19 protein-coding genes are annotated in these 15,928 nt (G+C 54.9%); 3 read left to right on the top strand and 16 right to left on the bottom strand.

Annotation, left to right across the window (positions count from 1 at the left end):
• Nucleotides 1-138 precede the first annotated feature (138 nt).
• The gene (gene mltF, locus ACOTX3_RS15885; RefSeq protein ID WP_013098308.1) at nt 139-1,689 is read left to right on the top strand and encodes a membrane-bound lytic murein transglycosylase MltF; all 1,551 of its coding nucleotides are present in this window, start codon (nt 139-141) and stop codon (nt 1,687-1,689) included.
• On the opposite strand, the gene tadA is transcribed toward mltF, so the two are convergent.
• From tadA to murQ, 4 genes are read right to left on the bottom strand one after another with little or no spacing between them, the layout of a single operon-like run.
• Nucleotides 1,577-2,116 (bottom strand): tRNA adenosine(34) deaminase TadA, encoded by a 540-nt coding sequence (gene tadA / locus ACOTX3_RS15880; RefSeq protein WP_048338963.1) that lies wholly within the window; start codon nt 2,114-2,116, stop codon nt 1,577-1,579. The two genes, mltF and tadA, sit on opposite strands and share 113 nt — an antisense overlap.
• Before the next feature lie 24 nt (nt 2,117-2,140).
• Entirely contained in the window at nt 2,141-2,776 is a 636-nt protein-coding gene (gene yfhb / locus ACOTX3_RS15875) for a phosphatidylglycerophosphatase C (protein ID WP_013098310.1), read from the bottom strand.
• 3 nt (nt 2,777-2,779) lie between these two features.
• Nucleotides 2,780-4,141 carry a PTS transporter subunit EIIC gene (locus ACOTX3_RS15870; protein ID WP_127869097.1) on the bottom strand — a complete coding sequence of 454 codons (1,362 nt, stop codon included), beginning with the start codon at nt 4,139-4,141 and terminating at the stop codon, nt 2,780-2,782.
• A gap of 13 nt (nt 4,142-4,154) precedes the next feature.
• Nucleotides 4,155-5,048: an N-acetylmuramic acid 6-phosphate etherase gene (gene murQ / locus ACOTX3_RS15865; protein ID WP_045293507.1), complete on the bottom strand. Its 894-nt coding sequence runs from the start codon at nt 5,046-5,048 to the stop codon at nt 4,155-4,157.
• A 118-nt stretch (nt 5,049-5,166) separates the two neighbouring features.
• Here murQ and ACOTX3_RS15860 point away from each other — a divergent pair, with 118 nt between their 5' ends.
• Entirely contained in the window at nt 5,167-6,015 is an 849-nt protein-coding gene (locus ACOTX3_RS15860; protein WP_013098313.1) for a MurR/RpiR family transcriptional regulator, read from the top strand.
• A 56-nt stretch (nt 6,016-6,071) separates the two neighbouring features.
• Nucleotides 6,072-6,332, top strand: coding sequence for a YfhL family 4Fe-4S dicluster ferredoxin (locus ACOTX3_RS15855; protein WP_008502177.1), 261 nt, complete (start codon nt 6,072-6,074; stop codon nt 6,330-6,332).
• On the opposite strand, the gene acpS is transcribed toward ACOTX3_RS15855, so the two are convergent.
• The 12 genes from acpS to rseD all read right to left on the bottom strand — a co-directional run bounded on the left by acpS (nt 6,329) and on the right by rseD (nt 15,781).
• The gene (gene acpS, locus ACOTX3_RS15850) at nt 6,329-6,709 is read right to left on the bottom strand and encodes a holo-ACP synthase (protein ID WP_045293509.1); all 381 of its coding nucleotides are present in this window, start codon (nt 6,707-6,709) and stop codon (nt 6,329-6,331) included. The two genes, ACOTX3_RS15855 and acpS, sit on opposite strands and share 4 nt — an antisense overlap.
• Nucleotides 6,709-7,440, bottom strand: a complete 732-nt coding sequence (gene pdxJ / locus ACOTX3_RS15845; RefSeq protein WP_013098315.1) for a pyridoxine 5'-phosphate synthase — start codon at nt 7,438-7,440, stop codon at nt 6,709-6,711. Before pdxJ ends, acpS begins: the two co-directional genes overlap by 1 nt.
• A gap of 75 nt (nt 7,441-7,515) precedes the next feature.
• Nucleotides 7,516-8,223: a DNA repair protein RecO gene (recO, locus tag ACOTX3_RS15840; protein WP_013098316.1), complete on the bottom strand. Its 708-nt coding sequence runs from the start codon at nt 8,221-8,223 to the stop codon at nt 7,516-7,518.
• Nucleotides 8,224-8,240: 17 nt separating this feature from the next.
• On the bottom strand, nt 8,241-9,146 hold the full coding sequence (era, locus tag ACOTX3_RS15835) for a GTPase Era (protein ID WP_058678278.1): 906 nt from the start codon (nt 9,144-9,146) through the stop codon (nt 8,241-8,243).
• Nucleotides 9,143-9,823 carry a ribonuclease III gene (gene rnc, locus ACOTX3_RS15830; protein WP_003860711.1) on the bottom strand — a complete coding sequence of 227 codons (681 nt, stop codon included), beginning with the start codon at nt 9,821-9,823 and terminating at the stop codon, nt 9,143-9,145. Before rnc ends, era begins: the two co-directional genes overlap by 4 nt.
• A gap of 222 nt (nt 9,824-10,045) precedes the next feature.
• Nucleotides 10,046-11,020 (bottom strand): signal peptidase I, encoded by a 975-nt coding sequence (gene lepB, locus ACOTX3_RS15825; protein ID WP_013098319.1) that lies wholly within the window; start codon nt 11,018-11,020, stop codon nt 10,046-10,048.
• A 15-nt stretch (nt 11,021-11,035) separates the two neighbouring features.
• Nucleotides 11,036-12,835 carry a translation elongation factor 4 gene (gene lepA / locus ACOTX3_RS15820; RefSeq protein ID WP_013098320.1) on the bottom strand — a complete coding sequence of 600 codons (1,800 nt, stop codon included), beginning with the start codon at nt 12,833-12,835 and terminating at the stop codon, nt 11,036-11,038.
• 185 nt (nt 12,836-13,020) lie between these two features.
• Nucleotides 13,021-13,497 carry a SoxR-reducing system protein RseC gene (gene rseC, locus ACOTX3_RS15815; protein ID WP_040023394.1) on the bottom strand — a complete coding sequence of 159 codons (477 nt, stop codon included), beginning with the start codon at nt 13,495-13,497 and terminating at the stop codon, nt 13,021-13,023.
• Nucleotides 13,494-14,447, bottom strand: coding sequence for a sigma-E factor regulatory protein RseB (rseB, locus tag ACOTX3_RS15810; protein ID WP_013098322.1), 954 nt, complete (start codon nt 14,445-14,447; stop codon nt 13,494-13,496). The genes rseC and rseB overlap by 4 nt, the downstream gene beginning before the upstream one ends.
• Nucleotides 14,447-15,097: an anti-sigma-E factor RseA gene (gene rseA / locus ACOTX3_RS15805; RefSeq protein WP_023620106.1), complete on the bottom strand. Its 651-nt coding sequence runs from the start codon at nt 15,095-15,097 to the stop codon at nt 14,447-14,449. Before rseA ends, rseB begins: the two co-directional genes overlap by 1 nt.
• Nucleotides 15,098-15,128: 31 nt before the next feature.
• Complete coding sequence (rpoE, locus tag ACOTX3_RS15800; protein WP_006176728.1) at nt 15,129-15,704, bottom strand: RNA polymerase sigma factor RpoE; 576 nt, start codon at nt 15,702-15,704, stop codon at nt 15,129-15,131.
• Nucleotides 15,701-15,781, bottom strand: a complete 81-nt coding sequence (gene rseD, locus ACOTX3_RS15795) for a rpoE leader peptide RseD (protein WP_225368419.1) — start codon at nt 15,779-15,781, stop codon at nt 15,701-15,703. Before rseD ends, rpoE begins: the two co-directional genes overlap by 4 nt.
• Between the last annotated feature and the right edge of the window lie 147 nt (nt 15,782-15,928).

Raw genomic sequence — 15,928 nt, 5'->3', positions numbered from 1 at the left:
CAATAGATGTGACCTCTCTCTCTAATTTGTTGCCAAGTGGCGTAACTTTACGCAAAATGCCGCTCAATCAATGGCAAACCTTATTTTTAACATGGCTACAGCATACTAAGGCAACCGGCGTCGCAGAGAATTAACTAATTGAAAAAATTAAAGATTAATTATCTGCTCATCGGCATTGTAACGTTGCTGTTGGCAGTGGCCCTCTGGCCTTCCATCCCCTGGTTCGGCAAAGCCGAAAACCGTATCGCCGCCATTCAGGAGCGGGGGGAGTTGCGTGTAAGCACGCTTAACTCTCCGCTGATTTACAGCGACATCAACGGCAAAACCATCGGTCTGGACTATGAGCTGGCTCAGCAGTTTGCCGATTACCTCGGCGTGAAGCTCAAAATCACCGTACGCCAGAACATCAGCCAGTTGTTTGATGACCTGGATAACAACGATGCCGATATCCTCGCCGCCGGGCTGGTGTACAACAGCGAGCGCAGCAAGAATTACCAGCCGGGCCCGACCTATTACTCCGTTTCACAGCAGCTGGTCTATCGCGTCGGTAGCCTGCGCCCGCGTACGCTGGCCTCGATCAACGCTCAACAGCTGACGATTGCCCCTGGCCATGTGGTGATTGACGATCTGCGTGAGCTGAAGGAGAAGAAATACCCTGACCTGAGCTGGACCGTTGACCCTAAACTCGGCACAACGGAGCTGCTGGACCAGGTCAAAGATCAGAAATTGCCTTACACCATCGCCGACTCCGTGGCGATCAGTCTGTTCCAGCGCGTGCATCCTGAAATCGCCGTGGCGCTGGACGTGACGGACGAACAGCCCGTGACCTGGTTTACTCATCTTGATGACGATCAGACCCTCTCTGCGGCCATGCTCGATTTTTATAACACCATTAATGAAGACGGTACCCTGGCACGCCTGGAAGAGAAGTACCTCGGCCATGGTGATGACTTTGACTACGTTGACACCCGCAGCTTCCTGCGCGCGGTAGACAGCGTCCTGCCTGACCTGCAGCCTCTGTTCGAAAAATATGCGCAGGAGATTGACTGGAAACTGCTGGCGGCTATCTCGTATCAGGAGTCCCACTGGGACACCCAGGCCACTTCCCCCACCGGTGTGCGCGGCCTGATGATGCTGACTAAAAATACCGCGCAGAGCCTCGGGCTGACCGACCGTACCGATGCGGAACAGAGCATCAGCGGCGGCGCGCGCTACCTGCAGGATATGATGGCCAAAGTGCCCGAGACGGTGCCGGAAGAAGAGCGTATCTGGTTCGCGCTGGCCGCCTATAACATGGGCTATGCCCACATGCTCGACGCCCGGGCCCTGACGGCAAAAACAAAAGGCAACCCCGACAGCTGGTCTGACGTAAAACAGCGTCTGCCGCTCCTGAGCCAGAAGCCGTGGTACAACAAGCTCACCTACGGCTATGCGCGCGGGCATGAGGCTTATGCCTACGTGGAAAATATTCGTAAATATCAGATTAGCCTGGTGGGGTATCTGCTGGAGAAGGAAAAAGAGGCGACAGAGGCGAAACAGCTGGCGCAAAGCTATCCGGTTGTGGCACCGGACGAAATTAATCGCCCGACGACTTCAATTCTGCCTTTTGTTGCTTTTTCTGCTGACGGCGCATTCGAAAGAAATCACTTAATAGCCCCGAACACTCTGGTGCAAGCACCCCACCGATAGTCTTCACCTGATGGTTCATTCCCGGGTGTCCAAGCACGTCCATCAGCGAGCCCGCAGCACCGGTTTTTTCATCCCGCGCGCCAAAGACCAGCGTACCGATACGGCTGTGCACCATCGCGCCGGAACACATGACGCATGGCTCAAGCGTGACGTACAGCGTGGTGTCGAGCAGACGGTAGTTTTGCAGTACCAGCCCACCCTGACGAAGCGCCATGATTTCTGCGTGAGCGGTAGGATCGTGGCGACCAATCGGGCGGTTCCACCCCTCTCCAATCACCTGGTTGTTATGGACAAGCACCGCACCCACGGGCACTTCTCCCTCGTCCCAGGCGCGCCGGGCAAGGATGAGCGCATGGCGCATCCAGTATTCGTGTGAGAATTCGGGGTTGGACAACGGTTGATACTCCAGTCGAAAAGCGGGCGGCATTATACACACCCGCTATGGATAAAACTATTCGAGTTGCTGAAGTTCACCCGCAGGCGTGACGCGCCAGCGGTGCTGGCAAAAATAGAGCAGCGGGTTGTCCTGCTTACTGTCACTGTAACCGCTGTACAGGCGCAGCGGCGTGCCAATGCGCATCTCCAGCTGGGCCACCTTTTCATGCCCCAGACAGCGCATGCTCAATACCCACCCGCCGTAACCACGAGAGATCTGCGTGGCGATCAGGTTCACTCTCGGCAACCACGGCGTATCAAAATAGACCTGCTCTACCAGCGACTGCGGCGAGCCGGTAATCAACCAGATATCGGCGTCGTTCGCATCGAGGTAGCTGGTCAGCCGCGCCTGCACAACCGGAAACGCCGTCACATGATCGCGAAACCAGTGCGCAAAGTCTTGCTCAAGCTGTTTGAGCCGGGCTTCACTGTGGCCAAAGGTACAGCCCCAGAGCAGCAGGCTCATTGGCCAGCGCGCTGCCCGGCCTTTCACCAGCAGCGCAAGGCCAATCACGGGTAACAAAGGTAAGACGAGCAGTGCGTTCAGGGGCTGACGCCGCAACAGGTAGCGCATAAACGTACCGAACATATCCTGCTGATGCAGCGTTCCATCCAGGTCGAAAAAGACAACACGACGCTCGTGATTAGCCAAACCTTACTCCTCTGGGTCGTTGAATCCTGCCAGCCAGGTAAACAGGAACCCGGCGATCACCGCTACCAGATAGCCTAACAGATAGAGCATGACTTTTCCGGTCACGATGGTGAGCGCCAGCGGTAAACCGGAGAGACCAAAGGTGATAACAGTGGCAACCTTCCAGTAGCTGATAAGCGCCCCGCCCACCGCCCCGCCCAGACAGGCCGCGAGGAAAGGCTTACCGAGTGGCAGCGTGACACCAAAAATCAGCGGCTCGCCAATGCCCAGCAATCCGACCGGTAGCGCCCCTTTAATCACTTTTTTCAGGCGCGCGTTACGGGTTTTCATCAGCACGGCAATCGCCGCACCAACCTGACCTACCCCCGCCATCGACAGAATGGGCAGTAGCGCGTTATAACCATGAGCCTGCACCAGCTCCACGTGGATCGGCACCAGCCCCTGATGCAGGCCGGTCAGCACCAGCGGCAGGAAGGTCCCTGACAGCACAGCGCCCACTAATAACCCGCCGCGATCGATAGCCAGAGAAGCGCCGTGGGCAATCACCTCAGAGATCCAGCCGCCCAGCGGCTGCAGGGCCACAATCGCCACACAGCCGGTGATAAGCGTGGTCAGCAGCGGATTGAGGATCAGCTCAATGGAACCGGGCAGAACGGCGCGCAGCTTTTTCTCAATCCAGCACATCAGGATGACCACCAACAGCACCGCAATCACCCCGCCGCGCCCGGGCTGGAGAGCCTCACCAAACAGGGTTATCTGCGCAAGCTGCGGGCTGGAGAGAATACCGGCCATCACCCCGCCCATCGCCATTGAGCCGCCAAACACTTTGGCGGTGTTAACCCCAACCAGAATGTTCATGATGGCGAAGACAGCGCTACCAAAGATCCCCAGAATGCCGAGCAGGTTCGGATAGTGCGTGGCAAAATCGCCGACAATATCCGGCCGCTTGAGGATATTGATGATCCCGGTGATCAACCCGGAGGCAATAAACGCCGGAATAAGTGGAATAAAGACGTTTGCCAGCTGTCGCAGCGCATCGCTCATGGGGGCTTTGTATTTGGCCTTTGCCTGCGCTTTGGTGCGCTCGGCATCGTCAACCGGCACGGCCGCCCCTCCGCCCATCAATGCGCGCATGGCATCAACGACCTGCGCCGCTTTTCCCGGCCCGACGATCAGCTGATGCTGCTGCCCCTGCTTTACGTATCCGCTGACGCCAGGAAGCTGCTTAAGGTGCGCGATATCAAGCTGGTCTTCGTCATGCACCTCGACACGCACACGCGTCATGCAGTTTTCCAGACGCTGAATGTTCTTCTCTCCGCCGATCCCCTGCAAAATATGGCTGGCGAGCGCTGCTGTTTTTTCCATACACGCCTCTGTGTTAGTTTTCTAATGCCGCCCGTAAGAATCCATTATGCTCGGCAAGCCTGGCTCGCGCGGCGGCGGCATCCAGCCCGCTCAGGATCATCAGAATGGCCGGTTTCACATCGTGATCGGTTTGTTTGAGTACGGCTTCCGCCTCTTCGCGGCTCGCACCGGTCGCTTCCATTACCATGCGACAGGCCCGGTCCACCAGCTTGACGTTGGTGGCCTGCATATCCACCATCAGGTTCTGATACACCTTACCGAACTTCACCATCGCGCCGGTGGAGATCATATTGAGCACCAGTTTTTGCGCGGTCCCGGATTTAAGGCGCGTGGAGCCGGTGAGCGCTTCGGGCCCGACAACCGGCGAAATAGCGATGTGGGCCACCTGCGCAATGGGCGAGCCTGGATTACAGGAGATAGCCACGGTAGTGCAGCCCGTCTGATTGGCATATTCCAGGCCACCAATGACGTAAGGTGTGCGCCCGGAAGCGGCCACTCCGACCACCAGGTCGTTTGCGTTGAGGTTAAGCCCTTTCAGGTCATCTTCACCGAGCTGTTTGTTGTCTTCCGCCCCTTCTACCGCCTTCAGCAGTGCGCCAGGCCCACCGGCAATGAGACCGACCACCAGCCCGTGCGGAACGCCGAACGTTGGCGGACATTCAGAGGCATCCAGCACGCCGAGTCGTCCGCTGGTTCCGGCACCCATATAAATAATGCGGCCCCCCGCCTTGAGCGCCTGTGCCGCAGCATCGACGGCCTTTGCCACCTCTGGTAATGTCTCTTTCACTGCCAGTGCGACCAGCGTATCCTGTTGATTAAAACGGTTAACCAGCTCAAGGGTGGAAAGAGCATCCAGATCCATGGTTTGCGGGTTACGCGTTTCTGATACAAGTGAGCCAAGATTCATCTTTTTTACCTCTGGAATTTTTAATTCATAATAATCGCACTATAATGGAATATAAAATTCATTCAGGCGAGCAAAATTCGTATTTGCGCAGACAATCACATTTTCGCCAGGAGAACGTATGAACTGTTTAATTCGCATTCGCCAGCGTTATGCAGGCTTTGCTCAAAGCGACAAAAAGCTGGCGGATTTTTTGCTTTCTCAGCCCGACCATGCCCGCCATCTCAGCTCTCAGCAGCTGGCAAGTGAAGCGGGTGTGAGCCAGTCCAGCGTGGTGAAGTTTGCCCAGAAGATTGGCTTTAAGGGCTTCCCGGCACTGAAACTGGCAATCAGCGAAGCCCTGGTGAGTAACCCCAATCCGCAATCCATGCCAGTGCATAATCAGATCCGTGGCGATGATCCCATGCGTCTGGTGGGCGAGAAGTTGATCAAAGAGAACGTCGCGGCCATGCACGCCACTCTCGATGTCAACACTGAAGAAAAATTACTGGAAAGCGTGGCAATGCTGCGTGCGGCACGACGGATCATTTTGACCGGCATCGGCGCGTCCGGGCTGGTGGCGCGTAATTTTGGCTGGAAGCTGACGAAAATCGGGTATAACGCCATCGTCGAACAGGATATGCATGCCCTGCTGGCGACAGTGCAGGCCATGGATCCGGACGATCTGCTGCTGGCGATCTCCTATACCGGGGAACGCCGTGAAATCAACATGGCCACCGACGAGGCCCTGCGTGTGGGTGGTAAAATTCTGGCTATTACCGGTTTTACGCCCAATGCACTGCAACAGCGGGCAACGCGCTGTTTGTATACCATTGCCGAGGAGCAGGCCACGCGCAGCGCGGCTATTTCGTCCACCAGCGCGCAAATGATGCTGACGGATCTGCTGTTTATGGCGCTGGTGCAGCAGGATCTGGAGCATGCGCCTGAGCGGATTCGTCACAGCGAAGAGCTGGTAAAAAAACTGGTTTGAACAACGAATGAGCGTATAATGCCCGCCCTGTTTGTGTTGTTTCTGAGAATTTCCTGATGGCGCTGTTAATCACCAAAAAATGCATCAACTGCGATATGTGCGAACCGGAATGCCCTAACCAGGCCATTTCGATGGGCGACAGCATTTATGAGATTAACAGCGACCGTTGCACCGAGTGCATTGGCCACTATGAAACGCCGACCTGCCAGAAGGTGTGCCCGATCCCCAATACCATCCTGAAGGATCCGGCACACGTCGAAAGCGAAGAGCAGCTGTGGGATAAGTTTGTCCTGATGCATCACGCGGACAAACTTTAACTCTCGATAATCACCGTTGCGCTGGCATAGTGCCGTTCATCCGCGATTGTCACGTGCATGTGCGCCACGCCGAGTTTCTCTGCCAGCTTCAAGGCCTCGCCCCATAAACGCAGGCGCGGCTTACCCAGCTCATCGTTAAACACTTCAAACTGGTTAAACGCCAGACCGTTACGAATACCGGTGCCAAAGGCTTTGGCCGCTGCCTCTTTAACGGCAAAGCGCTTGGCCAGGAAACGTACCGGCTGCTGATGCGCTTCCCAGATGGCCCATTCGGTATCGCTCAGCACGCGCCTTGCCAGACGATCGCCACTACGGGCGATCACCGCTTCAATGCGGGCTATCTCGACGATGTCGGTACCTAAGCCCAGAATAGCCATTACTGACGCGCTTCCAGCATCAGGCGTTTCATTTCCGAAACCGCCTCTTTCAGGCCACTCATCACCGCACGGCCAATAATGGCGTGGCCGATGTTCAGCTCATGCATTTCCGGCAGGGCGGCGATGGCTTTAACGTTGTGGTAGGTCAGCCCATGCCCTGCGTTAACCTTCAGACCCAGGCTCGCGGCGTAAGTAGCCGCTTTCGCGATACGCTCCAGCTCTTTAGCCTGCTCGGCATCGTTTTTGGCATCGGCGTAGCAGCCGGTGTGAATTTCAATATACGGCGCGCCCACGTCAGCCGCCGCTTTGATCTGCTCCGCATCAGCGTCAATGAACAGAGAAACCAGGATACCCGCGTCCGCCAGGCGTTTGCAGGCATCGCGCATTTTGTCACGCTGCCCCGCCACGTCCAGACCGCCTTCGGTGGTCACTTCCTGACGCTTTTCCGGTACCAGGCAGCAGAAATGCGGTTTGGTGTCACAGGCAATCGTCAGCATCTCTTCCGTGACCGCCATCTCCAGGTTCATCCGGGTATCCAGCGTCTGTCGCAGAATACGCACGTCACGGTCAGTGATGTGGCGGCGGTCTTCGCGCAGATGAACGGTAATGCCATCGGCGCCAGCCTGCTCAGCAATAAACGCCGCCTGAACCGGATCGGGATAAGCCGTACCGCGAGCATTACGCAGCGTGGCGATGTGATCGATGTTGACGCCTAACAGTAATTCAGCCATGACAATCCTCGGTATTTTGATTCATTTTCCTTCCCTCTCTCCCTCCGGAAGAGGGCTGGGGTGAGGGATAAAACGTTAACGTTTCGGCATAAACTGCCTGAACAATTCGCGGCTCTTCAGGGGTTTGCCCCCAAGATACGGCTTGAGCGCAATCCGGGTAAAGCGTTTTGCTGCACGAAGGGTATCCTGGTCCGGAAATTCGCGCTCATACAGCGCCCGGAGCTGGCGTCCGGTAAAGGTGTTGTTATCAATCACGACGCTGGCGATAAACCCTTTTTCTTCCCGATACCGGTAGGTCATCCCGTCTTCGACCTCGTCTCCACTCCCCGCACAATGCAGAAAATCGACGCCATATCCCAGGTGACCCAGCAGCGCCAGCTCGAAACGGCGCAGGGCGGGTTCAGGCGAACCGGTTGCGCCAGCAAGGGCCTGGATACAATGCAGATAATCGAAGAAAAGTTCAGAGAAGCGAGTCTCATGTTCAAGAACGCGTGAAATGAGTTCATTGACGTACAGACCGCTGTAAAGCGTGATGCCAGAAAGGGGAAGCGCCAGAGAGACGGCTTCAGCGCTGCGCAGGGTTTTGACTTCCCCTCGCCCGCCAAAGCGGACCAGCAGCGGCGTAAAGGGCTGTAAGGCGCCTTTGAGGTTGGAACGTTTGGAACGTGCGCCTTTTGCAACAAGGCGCACGCGACCCGACTCTTCCGTGAAGACGTCCAGCATCAGGCTGGTTTCGCTCCAGGGACGACTATGCAGAACAAAAGCGCGCTGCCAGCCTTCCATTCGTGCGTCGTCTTGGTTTACTGATCTTCGCCGTAACCGAGGCTGCGCAGAGCACGCTCATCATCGGCCCAGCCAGATTTCACTTTCACCCACAGCTCCAGGTGAACCGGTGCTTCAAACATCTCCTGCATGTCTTTACGGGCTTCGATACCGATGGTTTTGATCTTGGCGCCTTTGTTGCCAATGACCATCTTCTTCTGCCCTTCACGCTCAACGAGGATCAGGCCATTGATGTCGTAACCGCCACGCTCGTTACTCTGGAAACGCTCGATCTCGACCGTCACGGAGTACGGCAGTTCTGCGCCAAGGAAACGCATCAGCTTTTCGCGGATGATTTCAGAAGCCATAAAGCGCTGAGAACGATCGGTGATGTAATCTTCCGGGAAGTGGTGAGTCGCTTCCGGCAGATGCTTACGCACGATACCGGCGATGGTATCCACGTTCAGACCGGTCTCTGCAGACAGCGGAACGATGTCGAGGAAGTTCATCTGGCTACCCAGCCACTGCAGGTGCGGCAGCAGATCGGCTTTTTCCTGTACGTTATCCACTTTGTTGACCGCGAGGATCACCGGCGTTTTACCGTCGCGCAGCTTGTTCAGGACCATTTCGTCGTCCGGCGTCCAGCGGGTGCCTTCCACAACGAAAATAACCAGCTCCACGTCACCAATCGAGCTGCTCGCCGCTTTGTTCATCAGGCGGTTAATGGCACGCTTCTCTTCCATGTGCAGGCCTGGGGTATCGACGTAGATCGCCTGATACGCGCCTTTAGTATGGATACCGACAATGCGGTGACGCGTGGTCTGTGCCTTACGCGAGGTGATCGAAATCTTCTGCCCAAGCAGATTATTCAGCAGGGTGGATTTACCCACGTTCGGACGTCCGACGATGGCAATAAATCCGCAATAGGTTTTTTCTTCGCTCATTCCAGCTCCAGCATTTTTAACGCCTGTTCGGCGGCAGCCTGTTCAGCCTTACGACGGCTTGAACCTGTGCCCACCACCGGTTCACTCAGGCCACTGACCTGGCAATGGATGGTAAATTCCTGATCGTGCGCTTCACCACGCACCTGCACCACCAGATAAGATGGCAGCGGGAGGTGACGACCCTGCAAATATTCCTGCAAACGCGTTTTCGGATCTTTTTGTTTATCGCCCGGACTGATTTCATCCAGACGGGTCTGATACCAGTTCAGGATCAGTTTTTCTACGGTCTGGATATCGCTGTCCAGGAACACGCCACCGATTAATGCTTCAACCGTATCGGCAAGAATAGATTCACGACGGAAGCCGCCGCTTTTCAGTTCACCCGGCCCAAGACGCAGACATTCGCCCAGTTCAAATTCGCGTGCGATTTCCGCAAGGGTGTTACCCCTTACCAGCGTGGCGCGCATGCGGCTCATGTCACCTTCATCCACACGCGGGAAACGATGATAAAGCGCATTAGCAATCACGAAACTCAAAATAGAGTCACCTAAAAATTCGAGGCGCTCATTGTGTTTGCTGCTGGCACTGCGATGGGTTAATGCCTGTTGCAACAGCTCCTGATGATGAAAAGTGTAGCCCAGCTTCCGTTGAAGCCGATTAATTACGATGGGGTTCATGCGATACCAATAAATGAATGCGTCAAAAATGCAGCACACGAAACCGACCTGAGAAAACCAACGCGGTTTCGTGTGCCGTGGCACCCTTGCAGGGCCAACCTTAAACTTCGGGGGAATATTCTATACACAACGACAGGGGATGTCGTTAGTTCGAAGAGATTTATCGCTGAAATAATTCACGTAGCCGCTAATTAAAGCGACTACGTGTTCAATTATTGAGAATTAATGGATCCCGCCAATACGATTCAGGCGTACCCCGGTCGGCCATTCGCCTTCCTGTTTCTCGAAACTCATCCAGATTGCGGTTGCTTTACCCACCAGATTCGCTTCCGGCACAAAGCCCCAGTAACGGCTGTCCGCGGAGTTATCGCGGTTATCGCCCATCATGAAGTACTGTCCCGGCGGTACGATCCAGGTGGCCAGCTGCTGACCTGGCTGTTTGTAATACATCCCGACCTGATCCTGCGCAATTGGCACGGTCAGGATCCGGTGCGTCACATCACCCAGCGTCTCTTTACGTTCGACCAGACGAATACCGTTCTCTTTGGTTTCATCTTTCGGCACCTGGAAGAAACCGTTGGTCGCTTCGCCGCCGTTACGACGGGCAAAGGTCTGCACAAAATCACTTGGCTCAACGTTTGAGTAGGTGATTGGCAGCGCGTTTTCACAGGCGGTACCGGAGCTGCAGCCAGGCTGAACGGTCACTTCTTTGGCAACCGGATCGTAGGTGACTTTATCACCCGGCAGACCCACCGCGCGCTTGATGTAGTCAAGGCGTGGATCGTCCGGGTATTTAAACACCACAATGTCGCCACGTTTCGGATGGCCCGTTTCGATCAGCGTTTTCTGGTAGATCGGATCTTTAATGCCATAGGCAAACTTCTCGACCAGAATAAAATCACCAATCAGCAGCGTTGGCATCATGGAGCCTGACGGGATCTGGAAGGGCTCGTAAATAAACGAACGCACCACCAGCACAATCGCCAGCACCGGGAATACCGATGCCCCGGTCTCCAGCCAGCCCGGTTTCGGGCCAACTTTCTTCAGGGTTTTCGCATCAAGCCCATCACCTGTGGCTGCCTGCGCGGCAGCCTGACGTTCACGGCGTTTTGGGGCGAAAATAAACTTATCCAGACACCACAACAGACCTGTCACCAGGGTAGCGATGACCAGGATCAGGGCAAACATGTTCGCCATGCCAACTCCTTAGGGTTATTTGCCGTCTTTACCAACATGCAGAATGGCAAGGAATGCTTCCTGCGGCAGTTCGACGTTACCGACCTGCTTCATACGCTTCTTACCTTCTTTCTGCTTCTGGAGCAGCTTTTTCTTACGGCTGACGTCACCGCCATAGCATTTCGCCAGAACGTTTTTACGCAGCTGTTTCACGGTAGAGCGGGCGATAATGTGGTTGCCGATGGCCGCCTGAATCGCGATATCAAACTGCTGACGCGGGATCAGATCTTTCATCTTCTCAACCAGCTCACGGCCACGGTACGGTGCATTGTCGTTGTGGGTGATCAGGGCCAGCGCATCAACACGTTCGCCGTTGATCAGCACGTCCACACGTACCATGTTCGAAGCCTGGAAGCGTTTGAAGTTGTAATCCAGTGACGCATAGCCACGAGACGTAGACTTCAGACGGTCGAAGAAGTCGAGAACCACTTCCGCCATTGGGATTTCGTAGGTCAGCGCGACCTGGTTACCGTGGTAAACCATGTTGGTCTGAACGCCACGTTTCTCCACGCACAGCGTGATAACGTTACCCAGATATTCCTGCGGCAGCAGCATATGACACTCTGCGATTGGCTCACGCAACTCATCGATGTTGTTCAGCGGCGGCAGCTTGGACGGGCTGTCGACGTAGACAATCTCTTTGTTGGTGGTCTGCACTTCGTACACTACGGTCGGCGCGGTGGTGATCAGATCCAGATCGTATTCACGCTCCAGACGTTCCTGAATGATCTCCATGTGCAGCAGACCAAGGAAGCCGCAGCGGAAGCCGAAGCCGAGCGCCGTGGAGCTTTCTGGCTCGTAGAACAGCGAGGCATCGTTCAGGCTCAGCTTGCCGAGCGCATCACGGAAGTTCTCGTAGTCGTCAGAGCTGACCGGGAACAGGCCGGCATAAACCTGTGGTTTCACCTTTTTAAAGCCTGGCAGCGCTTTTTCTGCCGGGTTACGCGCGCCGGTCAGGGTATCGCCCACTGGCGCACCGAGAATGTCTTTAATGGCACAAACCAGCCAACCCACCTCGCCGCATTTCAGCTCGGTACGGTCAACCTGTTTTGGTGTGAAGATCCCGAGACGGTCTGCGTTATAGACCTGGCCGGTACTCATCACCTTAATTTTGTCGCCTTTACGCATGGTGCCGTTTTTAATACGCACCAGCGAGACAACGCCCAGATAGTTATCGAACCAGGAGTCGATAATCAGCGCCTGCAGTGGGGCATCCGGGTCACCTTCTGGTGGCGGAATATCACGCACCAGACGTTCCAGCACATCGGTAACGCCCACGCCGGTTTTGGCCGAGCAACGCACGGCATCGGTCGCGTCAATTCCGACGATATCTTCAATCTCTTCCGCCACGCGCTCAGGGTCAGCGGCTGGAAGGTCGATCTTGTTCAGAACCGGCACCACCTCGAGATCCATTTCCATCGCCGTGTAGCAGTTTGCCAGGGTCTGGGCTTCTACGCCCTGCCCCGCATCCACCACCAGCAGCGCGCCTTCACAGGCTGCCAGCGAGCGAGAAACTTCATAGGAGAAGTCAACGTGGCCTGGGGTGTCGATAAAGTTCAGTTGGTAGGTTTCACCATCAGCCGCCTTGTAATCGAGCGTGACGCTCTGCGCTTTAATGGTGATACCACGTTCGCGTTCCAGGTCCATGGAGTCCAGAACCTGGGCTTCCATTTCACGATCAGACAGGCCACCGCAAATCTGGATAATACGGTCAGACAGCGTCGACTTACCGTGGTCAATGTGAGCAATGATCGAAAAGTTACGTATGTTCTTCATATAGTTAAATAATTATGCCTTACGAATTCCTGGAGGCCGCTGTTCTTAGCCTGACGTTTTTCAGTGCGAAAACGCAGCATTCTACACTACATCTCCGTTACCTGGAAATGCACTTAGCGCCAGGTATAGCGTGAAGAAATGGCGTTTTCTTTTTTAAGATGTAAATGATGATAAAGCCCGATGGATCACCGGGCCTCAGAGGAGAGCGTCTCAACACGAAGTTGGTCTGGTGCCAGCCCTACGCTGAGAATAACAGGCTGCCACGCTTCGCGGGCTGCGAGCCTTGGGGAGAAACCTTTGGCAAGCCAGAAACCACCCATACCTCCCAATGCAGCGCCGCACATGGCCGCCGCATCGGTACCAAACAGCATCTGAAACACGCCGCCCATCACAAAGAGCCCCACCAGCGGGGAGAGATAAACCAGCATTGCGGAACCCAGCAGGCTGCCTTCGGCAATGCCCAGTTCCACCTTCTGTCCTGCCACCAGCGGTTGCTCACTTGGCACGGAAAGCGTGTGCGAGGTTTGCGGCCCGAGCTTATTTAGCACGCGGCTGCCGCAACCCGCCCGGGATGCACAACTGTTACAGGAGGCCTTTACATCACAGCTTACCAGCGCAACACCGTCCTGCCATGATACAACCGTAGCCCACTCTTTAATCATTGTGCAGCCCTGAATTTGATGCTGTCAGAAATACGCTTCGCCGTTTGCGGGGGTAATTCGCCGACGATGGTGATCTCCGCGTTGTCGCGTACCGTGGTACTGACTGTTCGACGTCCGGTACGCAGCATTTGTTCGGCACTGTTTGCCGTCGCGCGATTGATGTTCACCGAGAAGCTGAACAAGCCATCGGAGTAGAGGCGCGATTCAACCGGCGTTTCAATGGTAGGCAGTTGTCGGCGGCTGCTTGATACTTCCGTAAAGCCTTGCGGGATCCAGGAAGGAACCCAGTTGAAATTCACGGAATCTCCCGCCGGAACAGAAAGCAGCGGCGGCAGGCTGGCTTTCGCCAGATTCTGCATGCTATTACCCACCTGATTATTAACGCTAAAGGAGATAACGCGGAACTGTTCCAGCGTTTCGCCATCGCGATCAAGCAGGTCTACACGCATAGGGAGCTTGGTTTCGGCATCAATCCAGACAATGTAGCTGTAACGCGTCCCGTCGCGGGCGACAACGCGGATCACTTCACACAATCTGTCAGCGATGCGCGTACGCCCTACCGAAATAAAATCGTAGTAAGGGGCAAGGCGCTTGAAGTCGGTGTAGATGAGCGATGGCAGAGAATCAACGATATAGTCGCCATTGAGGGTAAAAGGCTCCAGGCCTGGCTCGAAATAGCTGATTTCGTTACCACGCTGAACCACTTCCCGACGCGGGCCATCCATCTGTAAAAGTTGCGCGAGCGGCTGATTATCAAGACGGGCATGGCGATAGCGTAACGACTCGACGCCCTGCTTATTGATGCTGATAAATGCCAACTCGTAATTGAGTGACTGGCTGGCCAGATTCATTTGCTGCAACAACGCCCCGGATGAAACATCAGCCGAGGCGTTGGCAGAGAAGAACAGGCTACCCGCCATCAGAGACATGGCGAACCAAAGTTGCTTCATTACTGCGATTGCGTTCCTAAAGTTTGGTTTCCTGGCACCTGCACAGCAGCCTGCTGGGTTTGTGCCTGCTCAAACTGAAGCTGTTCTGAGTGCAGACGACGCTGCAACTCATAATCCTGCAACATCGCATTAATGCGACGGCGCTGCTCCTGAACCTGCTGTTGCTGACCGCCACTGGCGGAGGCATCAGCCGGTACACCCAAACTTACCGGGCTGGCTTTGCCCATCATCGGCAGTGTATTGAACACTGGCGCTTCTGGCTGCTGATTAGTTTCAGACTGAGTATTATAGTGCTGGACGCCAACGATAACTGCAAGCGATACGCATGCCGCCACACCCATTTGGGTAAGTTGACTGGCCCACGGACGCACCTTCTGCCAGAACGGCATTTTCTGCCACTGGTGTGGTGCAGGTTGAGCTTCAGGAATCAGCGGAGTGGTCTGATGAACAGGCTCATTCTCAATAGCCGCCATCACGCGGGCTGAGATATCGAAATGGATAACCTCGCTGGTGTCACCACGAAGGGTGTCACGGATGAGATGGTAACTCTCCCAGGTCTCTTGCATTTCGGGAGAATGAGACAACTCATTGAGCAGCTCACTATCCAGCGTTTCACCATCCATTAAAGCGGAAAGTTTTTCTTTCTGCATGCCTAATACCTTTTCCAGTATCCCGCTATCGTCAACGCCTGATAAGCGGTTGAACTTTATTATCAATAGCTTCTCGCGCACGGAAAATTCGTGAACGTACCGTGCCGACCGGACAATCCATGATAGCGGCTATCTCTTCATAGCTCAGACCATCAAGCTCCCGTAACGTAATTGCCATGCGTAAATCTTCCGGGAGCGACTCGATCGTGCGAAAAACAATTTGTCTCAGTTCTTCTGACAACATTAAGTTCTCAGGGTTCGAAATTTCTTTCAGCGCACCGCCACTTTCGAAGTTTTCGGCGTCGATTGCGTCCACATCACTTGAAGGCGGACGACGGCCCTGAGCGACCAGATAATTCTTTGCCGTATTGACCGCAATACGGTACAGCCAGGTATAAAAAGCACTATCTCCCCGGAACGAGTCCAGCGCGCGATAGGCCTTAATAAAAGACTCTTGTACAACATCAGGCACATCACCTGACGGTACATAGCGGGAAACCAGACTCGCCACCTTATGCTGGTAGCGCACCACCAGTAGGTTAAAGGCTTTCTGATCTCCCTTCTGGACCCGTTCAACCAGGACCTGGTCCGTTAACTGCTCGCTCATCCGAGGTAATGTCTCCCCAAACCAAAATTCCACGCGTTATCGAAACGCCACTCTACAAATCCCGCACTTTTGAGCAAGCACCGAGTTGGAGTGTCTATTCTTCAATAAGTTCCGTAACGCCTTTGTTTTTGTTCATCGCGTCACAGACTGTTTATTTTCTCTCATTATAAGTCTGTTCACGATACATACCCACTTTCTGACTTCAAACATCTCTTATCCGGTCA

The sequence above is a fragment of the Enterobacter cloacae complex sp. IR5384 genome (assembly GCF_049237265.1).
Lineage (GTDB): Bacteria > Pseudomonadota > Gammaproteobacteria > Enterobacterales > Enterobacteriaceae > Enterobacter > Enterobacter cloacae.
This window is presented reverse-complemented; position numbering and strand designations above follow the sequence as displayed.